Genomic DNA, 14224 nt, shown 5'->3' with positions numbered 1-14224 from the left:
CATGAAAGAAACTGTCCGACAGTGGATCCGGCTGGCCGGGCGGCCGATCGAGGAGCATCGCAGGGTCGTGCTCGGGCTGTGCGCGGTCGCGGTCCTGGTGGCGGCGACCGCCGGTGCGGTCGGTGTGCACGCGCTCGGGGTCGGCACGACACGGTACGAGGCGGAGTTCGCCCAGGCCGCGGGGATCAGCAGCGGGGACTCGGTGACCGTCGCGGGGGTCGCGGTCGGCACCGTCGGCGGCACCCGGCTGGCCGGTGACCGGGTCGTGGTCGCGCTGAACATCGATTCCTCGGTGCCGCTGGGTGCCGGGACCGGGGCGGCCATCAAACTGACCACGCTGCTCGGCGCCCGTTATGTGGAACTGCGCCCCGCCGGCGAGGGTGCGCTGCCGGATCGGCGGATCACCCTGGAACACACCGAGGTTCCCTACGATCTGCAGACCGCGCTGGACAACGCCACGGTCACCTTCGACCGGATCGATGCCGCCCGGATCGGTGACTCGCTGACCGCGCTGGCCGCGCAGCTGGACGGGGTGCCGACGGTGCTGCCCGCCATGCTGACCAACCTGCGCGCGCTGGCCGCCGTCATCGGTGAGCGGCGCGGGGAGATGAGCGCACTGCTGACGAGCACCGCGCAACTCACCACGGTGCTCACCAGCCAGCAGGCCGATCTGGCTGCCGTGATGACCCAGGGCCGTGACCTGCTCACCGAGATCGTGGCCCGCCGCGACGCGGTGGTCGGCTTGATGAACGCCACCCGCGCCCTCGCCGATCAGGTGAGTGCGCTGGTAGTCGAGGACCGCCCGGCCGTGGACAGCCTGCTGGCCGGTCTCGACGGTCTGCTCGGCAGCCTCGCCCGCAACGACGCGCTGCTGCGCAACACCCTCGAGATCCTGCCGATCCCGGTGCGCAACTTCGCCAATGCCTCCGGCACCGGCAACGAGGTCGACTTCACCGCGCCGGCCGGACCGCTCATCGATTCGTGGATGTGCGCGCTGGGTGGACGCGCGCAGATGGCGAACCTGCCCCCCTACTTCGAGGACTGTCGATGAGAGCCGGACGTGCACTGCTGAGCGCCGCTGTCGTGCTGCTGGTCGGCGCGGCGGCCGGATTCGCCGGCAACCCGATCCAGGGCGAGCGCCGGGCCACCGTGACCGCGCTGTTCGATAACGCCGCCGGTCTCTACGTGGGCAACGCGGTGGCGGTGCTCGGGATGCCGGTGGGTGAGGTCACCGCCGTGCAGCCCCGCGGCTCGCACGTGGAGGTCACCCTGGCCGTCGACCGCGATGTCGAGATCCCCGCGGGCGTCCGGGCCGTGACCCTGTCGACGTCGGTGCTCACCGACCGGCACGTCGAACTGACCCCGGTCTATCGGGGTGGGGCCACCCTGGCCGACGGCGCGCGCCTCGGCCTTGATCGCACCCGTACCCCGGTGGAATTCGACCGGTTGCTCGGCGCCGCCGACCGGATGGCCGGTGAGCTCGAGGGCGAACAGCCGGGCGACGGTCCGGTCGCGCGGTTGCTCACCGCGTCCTCGGCGATCGCCACCGGCAGCGGCGCCCAACTGCGCGACACCCTCGACCAGCTCGCGGTCGCGGTGAGACTCGGCGAGGACGGCGGCGATGCCACCCGGGAGACGCTCACCCAACTGGTGGACCAGCTCGCCGTGCTGGTGCGCGCCGCCGCGGCCAACGAGCGGACCATCAGCGAATTCGGCACCGCGACCGGGCAACTCGGCGACGTGGTCGCCGATCTCGGCATCGGCACCGGGGGCACGGGCGCCCAGATCGTCGAGATCCTGCGCCGGACCGACACCCTGCTCGCCGAGAACGCCGGTGTGCTGCAGACGACCGTGGCCAACACCGCCACGGTGACCAAGGCGCTGGCCGACTATCGCGGTCAGCTCGCCGAGTTCATCGACGTGACGCCACTGCTGCTCAACAATGCCTACCGCGCTGTCGATTTCGAGTACCGCGGGGTGCGCGTGCACGCGCTGCTGGACAAGGTCTTCTTCGACGGCCAGCTGGTCAAGGAGGTCTGCAATATCCTCGGGCTGCGCCAATTGGGCTGCGCGACCGGGACACTGCAGGACTTCGGTCCCGACTTCGGGATCACCGACATGCTCGAGGCGATGTCGAGGATGCCCCGATGAGGCCGGCGCGAGGCTCCCGCATCGTGGCGCTCGTGCTCGCGGCCCTGTGTTCGGGTGGCTGTGCCGTCGGGCTCGGCGACCTGCCACTGCCCGCACCCGGTAGTGGCGGCGAGAACTACACCGTCCGAGCGGATTTCGCGAACGCGCTGAACCTGCCGGCGAAGGCGAAGGTCCGGCTGTCCGGCGCCGAGGTCGGCGAGGTGACCGAGATGGCGGTGCGCGACTACACCGCCGTGGTCACCCTGAGCATCCGGCCCGACGTCCGGCTGCCGCTGGGGACGACCGCCGAACTGCGCACCGCCACGCCCCTGGGCGACGTGTTCGTCTCGCTGACCGCACCCGCCGACGCCACCGCGGCCACCCCGGTGCTCGCCGACGGCGACCGCATCGCCCGCGAGCACACCTCCGCCGCGGCCACCGTCGAGGAACTGCTCACCACCGCCTCGCTGCTGGTGAACGGCGGCGCTATCCGCAATCTCACGACCATCGTCAACGGGCTCGGGCGCGCGGTCGGCGACCGGGGCGACCGGATGGCGGAGCTGATCGCGCAGTCGACCCGGGTGGTCCAGTCGCTCGCGGCCCGCTCCGACGACATCCGCGCCACCCTGTCGGAGGTCGACCAGCTCGCCCGCACGCTGAACGAGCAGACCGGCACCATCGAGGACGTCCTCACCGCCGCCGGGCCCGCGCTGACCACCCTGCGCGCCAATTCCGCGCAAGCGCTGTCGCTGGTCGGCGAAGTCGACCGGCTCTCCCGGCAGCTCGCGCGGTTCCCCGGCCTCGACGGCACCGAGACCACCGGCATGATCGCCGACATCAACCGGATCGCCGAACAGCTCAACGCCGCGGCGACGGACCCGAATGCCAGTGTGGCGGCGATGAACTCGATGCTCGGCCCGGTGATCGCGGTCACCACCAGCACCGCGGCCAGTACCGACGCCGACTTCCAGGACCTGGCCCTGGGTGTGCTGCCCGATGTCAATCATCCGGGCGATCCGGCGAGCAGGTTGCCGGACGCACGGGACCGGACGAACTTCGTCGGCACGCTCACCTATACCCTGCTCCGCCTGCAGGGCCGGATCACCGGAGCCGGCCGATGAGCGGCGGCGCGGGGGAGCCGGTGGCCCGCATGGTCGTCGCCGTGGTGCGGACCGTCCGGGCGCGGCGGGCGGCGGTCTCGGCCCTGTCGCTGGTGGTGACGCTGGTGATCGGTATCGGCTACCTGGCCTTCGGCGCGCTGGGCGTGAATCCCGCGGCCGCGACCTACCGCGTCCGGGTCCATCTCGCCGATTCCGGGGGACTGCTGGCCGGTCGCACCGTGGCGCTGCGCGGGGTGCCGATCGGCACGGTGGAATCGGTCACGCTCACCGAGCGTGGTCTCCTCGCGGTCGCGGTGATCGACGCGGGCACCGCGGTCCCCGCCGACGGCGAGGTCCGGGTGGCGAGTCTGTCGCTGGCGGGGGAGCAGTACCTGGATTTCCGGCCCACCCGTGACGACGGCCCCTACCTGGCCGACGGGTCGGAGGTGGCGGTCGAGCGGACCAGCACGCCGACCCCGTTGTGGCAGACCCTCGGACAGCTGGATTCCACCCTCGCCCAGGTCGATCCGGCTCAGCTGGCGGCGATCGTCGACGAGTTCGGGGTCGGGCCGCAGGGTGCGGAGAAGCTGTCCGACCTCATCGACGGCGGCATCTTCCTGATCTCCACCCTGGACGCGGTGCTGCCCCAGACCGTCGGCCTGATCCGCGACAGCAGACAGGTTCTCGGGACCGTGCGGAACCTGACCCCGGGCCTCGGCGAGTTCGCCACCGACCTGGACCAGGTGCTGACCGGCGCGAGCGCGAAATCCGGTGGCTACGTGGCACTGCTGGACGCGGCGCCCGGAACGCTGCGCGCGCTGGACGCGGTGATCGCGCAGAACGCGGGCACCGGCGCGAATCTGCTCGACAACCTCGGCGTGGTCGCCGAGGTGACCGGCGCCCGGGTGCCCGCGTTCCAGGAGTTCTTCTTCCCGGCCGAGCGCAGCGGTTCCACCCTGGACGCGATCGCGGTCGCCTTCCACGACGGCGGTGTCTGGGGCCTGGTGAACCTGTACCCCCGCTACTCCTGCGACTACGACCTGCCCCGCCGAGCGCCGTCGCTGCCCGATTTCCCCGAGCCGTACGTGTACACGTACTGCCCGAACACCGACCCCTCGGTGCTGATCCGCGGCGCGGCCAACGCGCCCCGCCCGCCCGGCACCGCGATACCGGGCATTCCGCCGGCCGGCGAGAGCCCCACCCGGCAGACGGTGTCGACGCCGATCGGGCCGCTGTCCCTGCCGCTCACCTTCGCGGGCCCGCCGTTGCCGGACCCACCCCCGGCGCCGCCGCGATGACCGGACCAGACCACCTCCCCAGCCCGATCCCTACCGCGAGGAACGACGCCATGAGTGATACCGACACTGTCGTAGTCGACCGGAAGACCGAACCGCTCGCCGACGGCGAGCCGAAGGAGCCTGTCGAGGCACAGGATTCGCCGTCGGCGGAGTCCGCCGACGCCGCCCCCGCCGGAATACCCCTGCGGTACCGGTTGCTGCTGATGGTCGCGCGCGTGCTCGTCGTCGCCCGCCGTTCGGCTCTGCCCGTCATGGCTTTGCTGGCGGTCGTCGCGCTCGGCGCCGCCGGGGTTCTGGGCTGGCAGCTGCGGCAGGAGCGGGCGGTCGACGACGCCGCCGCCGCGGCGCTGCAGGCCGCCCGCGCCTACGCGGTGACCCTGACCAGCGTCGACTCCAGCCGCCTCGACAGCGATTTCGCCGCCGTGCTCGACGGATCGACCGGCGAATTCCGCGACATGTACACCCGCTCGAGCGGCCAGCTGCGCGAACTGCTGCAGGAGAACAAGGCGACCGGGAAGGGCGCGGTGCTGGAGGCGGCGGTGAAGTCGGCGACCGAGACCGAGGTCGAGGTGCTGCTGTTCATCGACCAGACCGTCACCAATGCCGCCGCCACCGATCCCCGGGTCGATCGCAGCCGGGTCCTGATGACCATGCGGCTCGTCGACGGCCGCTGGCTCGCGAGCCGGGTCTATCTGCCCTGATCTCGGCGGGCATCCGGCCCGTGCCTTCCCCCACCGTTGTTTGCGAGGAGTATCCGAATGACCGATTTCGACACCGTCGACTACTTCACCGATCCGGCCCTGGTGCCCGATCCCCACCCCTATTTCGATCACCTGCGCGCGAAGTGCCCGGTCACGAAGGAATCGCAGTACGGGGTGTACGCGGTGACCGGGTACGCCGAGTCGATGGAGGTGCTGCGCGACGCGAACCTGTTCTCCTCGGCCATCTCGGTCGGCGGCCCGTTCCCGCCGCTGCCCTTCGCCATCGAGGGCGACGACATCACCGAGCTGCTCGAGCAGCACCGCTCGCAACTGCCGATGTACGAGCACATGGTCACGATGGACCCGCCCCAGCACACCTACGCGCGGTCGTTGCTGAACCGGCTGCTCACCCCGGCGCGGCTGAAGGAGAACGAGGAGTTCATGTGGCGGCTGGCAGACCGCCAGCTCGACGAGTTCCTGTCCGCGGGCAGGTCGGAGTTCCTCGTCGACTACGCCAAGCCGTTCTCGCTGCTGGTGGTCGCCGACATGCTCGGGGTGCCCGAGGAGGATCACGAGCAGTTCCGGATCGTGCTCGGCGCCGAGCGGCCCGGTGCCAGGGTCGGGGCGCTCGACAACGAGATCGTCGCGTCCAATCCGCTGGAATGGCTCGACGAGAAGTTCGTCGGCTACATCTCCGAGCGCCGCGAGAACCCGCGCGACGACGTGCTGACCTCGCTCGCGCTGGCGAAGTACCCGGACGGCTCCACGCCCGAGGTGATCGATGTGGTCCGCTCGGCCACCTTCCTCTTCGGCGCGGGTCAGGAGACGACCGCCAAACTGCTCAGCGCGGCCCTGCGCATCCTCGGTGATCATCCCGAGGTGCAGCAGGCGCTGCGCGCGGACCGCAGCCTGATCCCCGCCTTCATCGAGGAGACCCTGCGGCTGGACGCGCCGGTGAAGTCCGGGTTCCGGCTCGCCAAGCGCGCCACCACTGTCGGTGACGTCGACATCCCGGTCGGCTCGACGGTGATGGTCTGCCCCGGTGCGGCCAACCGTGACCCGCGCCGCTTCGAGAATCCTCACGAATTCCAGCTGGGCCGCACCAACTTCCGCGAGCACATGGCCTTCGGACGCGGCGTGCACTCGTGCCCCGGCGCTCCGCTGGCGCGCGTCGAGGGGCGGGTGTCGATCGAGCGGATTCTGGACCGGATGCTCGACATCCGCATCGACGAGCAACAGCACGGCCCCGCCGGTGACCGGACCTACCGCTACGAGCCGACCTTCATCCTGCGCGGCTTGTCCGACCTGCACATCACCTTCACCCCCAACCCCTGAATCACCCACGGACGCTGGGTTTCCCAGAGAAAGAGGTTCACGATGACCGGACGAGTCGACGGTAAGGTCGCCTTCATCACCGGCGCGGCACGCGGCCAGGGCCGCAGCCACGCGGTACGGCTGGCGCAGGAGGGCGCCGACATCATCGCCATCGATGTCTGCAAGCAGCTCGACAACGTGCCCTTCCCCATGTCCACGCCCGAGGACCTGGCCGAGACCGCGGAATTGGTGAAGGCCGAAGGCAGGCGCGTGGTGACCGCCGAGGTGGACGTGCGTGACTACGACGCGCTCAAAGCCGCGGTGGACAGCGGCGTCGAGCAGCTGGGCAGGCTCGACATCATCGTCGCCAACGCCGGCATCGGCAACGAGGGTGGCGCACTGGCCGACCTCGACGAGACGCTGTGGGACGACATGATCGCCGTCAACCTCGGCGGCGTCTGGAAGACCGTGAAAGCCGGTGTCGGGCATCTGGTCGCAGCCGGTGGCGGCGCGGTCGTGCTGACCGGCTCGGTGGGTGGCCTCAAGGCCTACCCGAACGTCGGCCACTACGTGGCGGCCAAGCACGGCGTGGTCGGGCTCATGCGCACCTTCGCCGTGGAGCACGGGCACCAGTCCATCCGCGTCAACTCGGTGCACCCCACCCACGTCAGCACCTCCATGCTGCTCAACGAGGGCACCTACAAGCTGTTCCGGCCCGACCTGGAGAACCCGGGCCCGGCCGACCTCGAGCCGATCTGCCGGATGTTCCACACCCTGCCCACGCCGTGGGTGGATCCGGTGGATGTCAGCAACGCGGTGCTCTACCTGGTCTCCGACGAGGCCCGGTTCATCACCGGTGTCTCGCTGCCGGTCGACGCCGGCAGCATGCTGAAGTAGCGGAGCCGAAGCGATGCTGTTCGAGTTCGACTCCGAGCAGCGGCTGTTGCGCGAGATCGTGCGTGAGGTCGCGGCCAAGGAGTGCCCGCCGTCCCTGATCCGGGACATCGCGGACAAGGGCGCCGACCCCGCCGCCCTGTGGCAGACCTATGTCGGTCTCGGCTGGACCGAACTCACCGAGTCCGGTGCCGCGGTCGAGCTGGGCATCGTCTGCGAGGAACTGGGCCGGGCCACCGACCCGACGCCGTTCCTCGCGACGATGACCCAGTTCGCGCCGCTGGTGCCGGGCGTGGGACGCCTCGACCGGCCGGGTGCGGCGGTGTACGGCGGGGTCACCGCCGCCCGCGACAGCGCGGGCTGGCGGCTGTCCGGCACCGCCGGGCAGGTACTCGACGGTGACCGGGCCGAACAGCTCGCGGTGGTCACCGACGCCGGGGTGTTCGTGGTCGCCGCCGAGGCGGTGATCACCCGCCGCACACCGGTTTTCGATCCGGTGCTGCATCTGGCCGAGGTCACCTTCGATGAGGTCGCGGTGCGCCGGGCCGACCGGGTCGAGGTCGAGGTGGCGCGCGCCCGTCAGGTCGCGCTCACCGGGCTGGCGCTGACCACGGTCGGTGCCTGCCGCCGGATCCTGGACATGGCACTCGACCATGTGCGGGGCCGCACCCAGTTCGGGGTGCCGATCGGATCGTTCCAGGCGGTGCAGCACAAGGCGGCCGATATGCACGTGGCGATCGAACGGGCGCGGGCACTGGGCTTCTTCGCCGCGCTGTGTCTGGCCGCCGACGATCCACGGCGGCGGCTGGCGGCTTCGATGGCCAAAGCCGCGGCGGGCGAGTGCCAGTCGCTGGTGTTCCGGCACGGCGTCCAGCTCTTCGGCGCCATGGGCTTCACCTGGGAGAACGACCTGCAGTTCGCGCTCAAACGCGCGAAGGCGGGGGAGCTGCTGCTCGGCGGCGCCGCCGAGCACCGAGCACTCGTGACGGAGGAATACCGTGCAACTCAGCTTTGATCACGACGTCGAGGCGTTCCGCGCGGAGTTCGTCGCCTTCCTCGCCGAGCACCTGCCCGGCGAGGACGAGGCGGCGCAGCGTTCGGAATCCAGTGCGCACGTGCCGGACTGGGCTCGGCGCTGGCAGCGGCTGCTCTTCGACAACGGGTGGCTGCTGCCCGGCAACACCCCGGAATTCGGCGGCCGCAACGCCTCGGTGCTGCAGCAGTACGTCTTTCACGAGGAGCTGTCCAAGCGGCGGATCTATCACAGTTTCAATCCGCAGGGCGTCGGCATCATCGCCGCCTCGCTGCTGTCGTTCGGCACCGCCGAACAGCAGCGGCAGTGGGCGATCCCGATTCTGCGGGCCGAGATCACCGCTGCACTCGGCATGAGCGAGCCGGGCGCCGGGTCGGACCTGGCCGGATTGCGGACCAGGGCGATCCGTGACGGCGACCACTACGTGGTGGACGGGCAGAAAGTGTGGACCTCCGGCGCCCACCACGCCGATGTGCTGCTCACCTTCGTGCGCACCGACCCGGATGCCCCCAAGCACCAGGGGATCAGCGTGCTGCTGATCCCGACCGACGCCCCTGGCATCACGCGGCGGCCGTTCCCGTCGGCCTGCGCGCCCGACGATCTGGACTTCAACGAGGTCTATTTCGACGGTGTGCGGGTGCCGGTGGCCAACCGGGTCGGACCCGAGAACGAGGGCTGGTCGGTGGCCAACGGGTCGCTCGGGCACGAACGCACCCTGCTGTGGCTGGGATTCGCGGATCGGCTCGAAGACCTCGTGGCCGACTTCCGCCCGCGCACCGAACTCGACCGTGACGCCTACGCGCGCCTGGTGATGGACAGCTACGCGCTGCGCCTGCTCGGTTCGGCGGCGCTGGCCAGGGAATCGCGCGGTGAGCAGGATGTGCCCGCGCTCTCGGTGCTCAAGGTGCTCGGCTCCGAGGCGGTGCAGTCGGCCGCCGAGCGGGCACTCGACGCCGTCGGCGCGGACGGGCTGGCGCACCCGGCGGTGACCTCGCCGCCGAATCCGCTGAATCTGGAGAACTTCTCCGGTGGCTGGTTCGAGCGCTACCTGCGCAGTTTCTCCGGGACCATCGCCGGTGGCACCTCTGAGATCCAGCGCAACATCATCGCCCAGCGGGTGCTCGGTCTGCCCAGAGCCTGACCGGGACAGGCGCGCGAGCCGGTGGGCTCGCGCGCTTCCGGTCTCAGTGCCGCGGGCGGCCCGCGGTCTCGTCCAGTGCGACACCGAAGGTGTTGAACGCCATGGCCAATGTCGTATAGCAGCCCACGGTGAAGACGAAATCCATCCGTTGACGGTCGTCCAGCCGGGCGCCGAGCGCGGTCCACGTCTCGTCGGACAGCGCGGACTTCTCGTCCAGTTCGTCGACGGCGTCGAGGACCAGGCGATCGAATTCCCCTGGCGCGGTGCCGACCCGCCGCGCCGCGTCGATCTCGGCGTCGGTCAGTCCCGCGGCCCGCCCCATCTCGGCGTGATGGTGCCATTCGTAGGCGCAGTCGCGACGGTGGGCCACCCGCAGCACCGCCAGCTCACGCAACCGGGGTTCTAGCGTGGACGCGAACAGCAGGTGCGTGTTGAACCCGAGGAAGGCGCGGGTCAACCGGGGATGGCGGACCAGGACCGACAGGGCGTTTCCCGCCTGGGCCGGCGTGCGGCGCTCCGGGGGCAGCATGCGCGCCAGCGCGGCGTCGACCTCGTCGTTCCATTGATCCTCGGGAAGCGGGGGCAGAGCCATGTCGGCCTCCTCTCCGGCGCGCGAGTGACCGCACGCCATTGCTGATTCGATTCTTCTGCTGTGAGAATATACTTCTCTCAATTGGAGAGCGTGATGCTTAGAGGTGGAATCGCATGACTGCGCAGGACTTTCGCGGCGCCCCGGGCGGATCGGCGCCGAAGCGGCGGGCCGAGATCCGGCGGCACAATCTGCGCTACCGCCTCGCGGTGGTGGCCGGCACGGCCGCCGATGTGGTGCGCCACGCGGGCGGCTGGTTGTGTGACCGCACGATGGCGGGCTGGGAAGTCACCGTGGTGCTGGCGGATACTCGCGACGGCGGCTCGGTGGAGATCCTCGGCGCGAGCGTGCTCGAGCTGGACACCTCGCTCGCCGCGGCGGCGCACGATCCGTGGCCGCACGCACTGGCCGTCGCCGCCGACCTGTTCACCGCCGACGCGCGAGTCCGTCGTGGTCTGCTCGACTGCCTGGATCACGGCCGGGCCGAAGTCGTGGTGTGGGGAGATTCCGTCCCCGCGAGCCTGGACAGCAGGCTCGACACCGTGCACCACCGGATCAGCGTCGCGGCACAGACGTTCAAGGACTGTGCGCTGACGGCGGTGGGTCTGCCCACGGTCGCGGGGGAGACGAGTGAGCGGTTCCGCTGCGGTGAACTCCTGGTCACCGGAACGTGGGGCGCAACAGATCTCGTCCAGATCGGGTGAGCCACCGGCTTTCGACCGGCTGGCCCACACGGATCGCGGTCTCCGCTACCTTCTCGCTCGCCGATGGCATCGGTGAATATGTTATTCTCCGATACGGAGAATGGGATATCGCAGCACCGTGGCGGTCTCGGCATGCCGCCGGGCGGTGCGCGTGGAGAGGGTGCGACATGAGCATTTCGCTGCTGCTGGACATGGCCGCGTCGAACGACCCGGACCGCTGTGCGGTGGCCTGCGGCGAGACACAGTGGACGGCAGCCGAATTGAGCGTGCTGTCCCAAGGCGGCGCCGCGGTGCTGACCGGCTCCGGGGCCCGCAGCCTCGCCTACGTGGGGACCGGCGGGCATCTGCTGCCGCTGCTGCTGTTCGCCGCCGCCGGTGCGGCGGTGCCGTTCACGCCGCTGAACTACCGCCTCGGCGCCGAGGCGCTCGGCGCGCTCATCGCCCGGCTGGACGCGCCGCTGCTCGTGTGCGACGACGAGTACTACGACATAGTCGTGCGCGAAGTGTCCGGTTCCGGTGTCACCGTGCTGCGTTCGCCGAAGTTCCTGGCGCTGGCCACGTCCGCCGAACCCGCCGCCGTGGACGCGGACCCCGAGCAGGTGGCGGTCGTACTGTTCACCTCCGGGACGACCTCGACGCCCAAAGCGGTCGAACTCACCCACAACAACCTGGTCAGCTACATCACCGGCACGGTCGACTTCGCCTCTGCCGCACCGCGGGACGCGGCACTGGTGTGCGTGCCGCCCTATCACATCGCCGGGGTCGGCGCCGCGATGTCGCATCTGTACGCCGGCCGGAAAGTGGTGTATCTGCCCACGTTCGACGCCGCCGCATGGGTCGCCGCGGTGCGCCGGGAGTCGGTGACCACGGCGACCGTCGTGCCGACCATGCTCGCTCGCATCGTCGCCGAACTCGAGCGCACCGGCGCGACGCTGCCCTCCCTGCGCACTCTCGCCTACGGCGGTTCCAAGGTCGCCCTGCCACTGCTGCGGACCGCGCTGCGGCTGCTGCCCGCCACCGGCTTCGTCAATGCCTACGGCCTGACCGAAACCAGTTCCACCATCGCGGTTCTCGGGCCCGACGACCACCGCGCGGCTCTGGCCGCCGACGACCCCGCGCTGGCGCGCAGGCTGGGTTCGGTCGGTACCCCCGTCCCCGGCATCGAACTGCAGATCCGTGACGAGAACGGCACCGTGCTGCCCGCGGGCGCGACGGGTGAGCTCTACGTCCGCGGGGCGCAGGTATCGGGCCGCTACACCGGCATCGGCTCCGTCCTCGACGCGAACGGCTGGTTCCCGACCAGGGACGTGGCCGTCCTCGACAGCGACGGATTCCTGTATATCGGCGGGCGTTCCGACGACACCATCATCCGCGGCGGCGAGAACATCGCCCCGGCCGAGATCGAGGATGTGCTGGTGGAGCATCCGCAGGTGCGCGAGGTCGCGGTCATCGGTATCGATGACGTGCAGTGGGGCCAGATCATCGTGGCGGTCGTCGTACCCGGTGGTGACCACGCGCCGGATCCGGAGGAGCTGCGCGGTTTCGCCCGCGCGGGCCTGCGCGGCTCACGAACCCCGGACCGGGTCGTCTTCCGGGACTCGTTGCCCGCCACGCCCACCGGGAAGATCCTGCGGCGCGACCTGGTCGCGGAGTACAGCGGGCACTGAGCTGCCGGTCCGGGCCGCCTCGGTGTCAGGCACCGGCGGCCCAGGCCGTGCGTCCACCTCACGACCGCAGGCGGAACATCGCCTCCTGGGCGTAGGAGGCCACCAGCTGTCCGTCTTCGGTGAGGACGTCACCGCGGCCGAAGATCCGACCGTCGGCGAGGATCGGGCTGTGCTGGCGCAGCACCTGCCAGACGTCGCTGCGGACGGGCCGGTGGAACCACAGCGTGTGGGTGGTGACCGCGGACAGGAATCGGGTGCCGTTGCCGGACTGGCTGATTCCCTCCTCGGGCCGCAGCGCGGTGCCGATCAGCGTCAGATCGGTGGCATAGGCGGTGAGCGCCGCGCCCAGCTCCGGCTCGACCGGCGGGGTGCGCATCCACAGCGTGTAGTCCGGTGCCGCGACCGCGGTGCTGTCGAGGTCGTCGGTCGCGCGCGCCTCCCACGGCAGCAGCGGGAACTCCACCCGATACTCGGGACCGAGCAGAGGGCCGACCGCGGGCAGGCTCTGGCGCTGCGAGCCCTGTTCGGGAACATGCAGCGAGGCAATGGCTGTCGCGATCACCTGCTCGCCCTGGCAGGCGAGGATCGAAGCGGTGGCGAACGAGCGGCCTTCGTGCAGGGGGTTCACGTGGTACCGGATCGGGGTGTCCGACTGCCCCTCCCGGGTGAAGACGGTGTGCAGTGACTTCACCGCCTTGTCCGGAAACGCGAGCCGGGCCGCCACCATCAGCTGTCCTAGGATCTGACCGCCGAAGACGCGGTGATACGGCAGGGTCTGGTTCTCGCCGACCAGGGCGATGTTGTCGATGCCGACCGCGGGTTTCAGGTCGAAGCAGGAGAGTAGGTCGTTCCACATATCGGGCATGCCGCTAGTGTAAATCGAATTCTCGTTTGAGAGAATGGGATTGTCACTCTGCTGGTGCTTCGATGCCACGGGCGCAGAAGTGCCAGATCTCCTCGGCGGTGAGCGGTCGTCCCTCGCCGACGGAGGCGCCCGGGGTCATGGCCATGTGCATCGTCATGGCGGCCATCCGTCGCGGGTGCAGGTCGCCGCGCAGCCGGGCGGCGGCGCTCGCCTCGGTCATCAGTTCGGCGAACATCGTGAACAGTGCGGCGTGGGCGGAGCGCACCTCGGCCGGATCGGATCCGCTCAGCTGCGGCGCGAATTCGGAGAACAGCGGCCGGTGCGCGTCGGGGTCGGGGCGGCAGAGCTGGAACAGCAGCACCACCGCGGTGCGCAGCTTATCGAGCGGATCGGTGCGGCCCGCGGTCGCCGCGCGGATCTGTGTCGTCGTCCGGGCCACGGCGTCTTCGTAGAGGGCGAGCAGCAGTTCGTGTTTGCCGTCGAACTGCAGGTAGAAGCTGCGCAGGGACTGTCGCGAGCGGTCGATGACCTCCTGAACGGTGAAATCTGTCGTGCCACGCTCGGTGATGATCGCCTGGGCGGCGTCCAGGAAGCGCTGCACGCGCTCGCCCGCTCGCTGGGTCGCGGTGCGCAGTGACCGCTCTACGGCGCGCTGCTTCCATGCGGGTTGCTCGCCGCGGTCGCCCGCGGTGCTGTGGGGTGGGTCGTGACGAATCGACACCGGTCCCTCCGTTTCCGTCCTGGCGGCTGTGTGGAGTATCGATTACCGTATTGTAAGAATGGCATTC

The 14224-nt window shown here is 70.2% G+C and carries 14 protein-coding genes; 11 read left to right on the top strand and 3 right to left on the bottom strand.

Translation table 11 applies throughout. The features are described from left to right. Position 1 precedes the first annotated feature (1 nt). From ACFYWJ_RS23725 to ACFYWJ_RS23685, 9 genes are read left to right on the top strand one after another with little or no spacing between them, the layout of a single operon-like run. A complete protein-coding gene (locus tag ACFYWJ_RS23725) occupies positions 2 to 1051 on the top strand; it encodes an MCE family protein (RefSeq protein ID WP_355278024.1) in 1050 nt (349 codons plus the stop codon). Next, positions 1048 to 2151, top strand: coding sequence for an MCE family protein (locus ACFYWJ_RS23720; protein WP_355278022.1), 1104 nt, complete (start codon positions 1048 to 1050; stop codon positions 2149 to 2151). Before ACFYWJ_RS23725 ends, ACFYWJ_RS23720 begins: the two co-directional genes overlap by 4 nt. Beyond that, positions 2148 to 3251 carry an MlaD family protein gene (locus tag ACFYWJ_RS23715; protein WP_355278019.1) on the top strand — a complete coding sequence of 368 codons (1104 nt, stop codon included), beginning with the start codon at positions 2148 to 2150 and terminating at the stop codon, positions 3249 to 3251. The genes ACFYWJ_RS23720 and ACFYWJ_RS23715 overlap by 4 nt, the downstream gene beginning before the upstream one ends. Further along, a complete protein-coding gene (locus ACFYWJ_RS23710; RefSeq protein ID WP_355278017.1) occupies positions 3248 to 4528 on the top strand; it encodes an MlaD family protein in 1281 nt (426 codons plus the stop codon). Before ACFYWJ_RS23715 ends, ACFYWJ_RS23710 begins: the two co-directional genes overlap by 4 nt. 50 nt (positions 4529 to 4578) lie before the next feature. After that, positions 4579 to 5229, top strand: coding sequence for a hypothetical protein (locus ACFYWJ_RS23705; RefSeq protein WP_355278014.1), 651 nt, complete (start codon positions 4579 to 4581; stop codon positions 5227 to 5229). A gap of 57 nt (positions 5230 to 5286) precedes the next feature. After that, positions 5287 to 6564 (top strand): cytochrome P450, encoded by a 1278-nt coding sequence (locus ACFYWJ_RS23700; protein WP_355278011.1) that lies wholly within the window; start codon positions 5287 to 5289, stop codon positions 6562 to 6564. A gap of 42 nt (positions 6565 to 6606) precedes the next feature. Then, complete coding sequence (locus tag ACFYWJ_RS23695) at positions 6607 to 7440, top strand: mycofactocin-coupled SDR family oxidoreductase (protein WP_355278008.1); 834 nt, start codon at positions 6607 to 6609, stop codon at positions 7438 to 7440. A 13-nt stretch (positions 7441 to 7453) separates the two neighbouring features. Beyond that, the gene (locus ACFYWJ_RS23690) at positions 7454 to 8452 is read left to right on the top strand and encodes an acyl-CoA dehydrogenase family protein (protein WP_355278005.1); all 999 of its coding nucleotides are present in this window, start codon (positions 7454 to 7456) and stop codon (positions 8450 to 8452) included. Continuing rightward, on the top strand, positions 8436 to 9611 hold the full coding sequence (locus ACFYWJ_RS23685; protein WP_355278002.1) for an acyl-CoA dehydrogenase family protein: 1176 nt from the start codon (positions 8436 to 8438) through the stop codon (positions 9609 to 9611). The genes ACFYWJ_RS23690 and ACFYWJ_RS23685 overlap by 17 nt, the downstream gene beginning before the upstream one ends. Positions 9612 to 9654: 43 nt before the next feature. On the opposite strand, the gene ACFYWJ_RS23680 is transcribed toward ACFYWJ_RS23685, so the two are convergent. Next, on the bottom strand, positions 9655 to 10203 hold the full coding sequence (locus tag ACFYWJ_RS23680; RefSeq protein WP_355277999.1) for a carboxymuconolactone decarboxylase family protein: 549 nt from the start codon (positions 10201 to 10203) through the stop codon (positions 9655 to 9657). A gap of 188 nt (positions 10204 to 10391) precedes the next feature. On the opposite strand from ACFYWJ_RS23680, the gene ACFYWJ_RS23675 reads away from it, so the two are divergent. Beyond that, positions 10392 to 10904: a hypothetical protein gene (locus ACFYWJ_RS23675; protein ID WP_387162236.1), complete on the top strand. Its 513-nt coding sequence runs from the start codon at positions 10392 to 10394 to the stop codon at positions 10902 to 10904. 167 nt (positions 10905 to 11071) lie between these two features. Further along, entirely contained in the window at positions 11072 to 12571 is a 1500-nt protein-coding gene (locus tag ACFYWJ_RS23670) for a fatty acid--CoA ligase family protein (RefSeq protein ID WP_355277996.1), read from the top strand. A gap of 58 nt (positions 12572 to 12629) precedes the next feature. On the opposite strand, the gene ACFYWJ_RS23665 is transcribed toward ACFYWJ_RS23670, so the two are convergent. Both ACFYWJ_RS23665 and ACFYWJ_RS23660 read right to left on the bottom strand, forming a co-directional pair. Then, positions 12630 to 13436 (bottom strand): acyl-CoA thioesterase domain-containing protein, encoded by an 807-nt coding sequence (locus ACFYWJ_RS23665; RefSeq protein WP_355277993.1) that lies wholly within the window; start codon positions 13434 to 13436, stop codon positions 12630 to 12632. Between the two features lie 43 nt (positions 13437 to 13479). Next, positions 13480 to 14157, bottom strand: coding sequence for a TetR/AcrR family transcriptional regulator (locus ACFYWJ_RS23660; RefSeq protein ID WP_355277990.1), 678 nt, complete (start codon positions 14155 to 14157; stop codon positions 13480 to 13482). Between the last annotated feature and the right edge of the window lie 67 nt (positions 14158 to 14224).

This window comes from Nocardia sp. NPDC003269, from assembly GCF_042888005.1.
GTDB lineage: Bacteria > Actinomycetota > Actinomycetes > Mycobacteriales > Mycobacteriaceae > Nocardia.
Note: the sequence above shows the minus strand (reverse complement) of the source record. Positions and strands in the feature narration are given on the sequence as shown.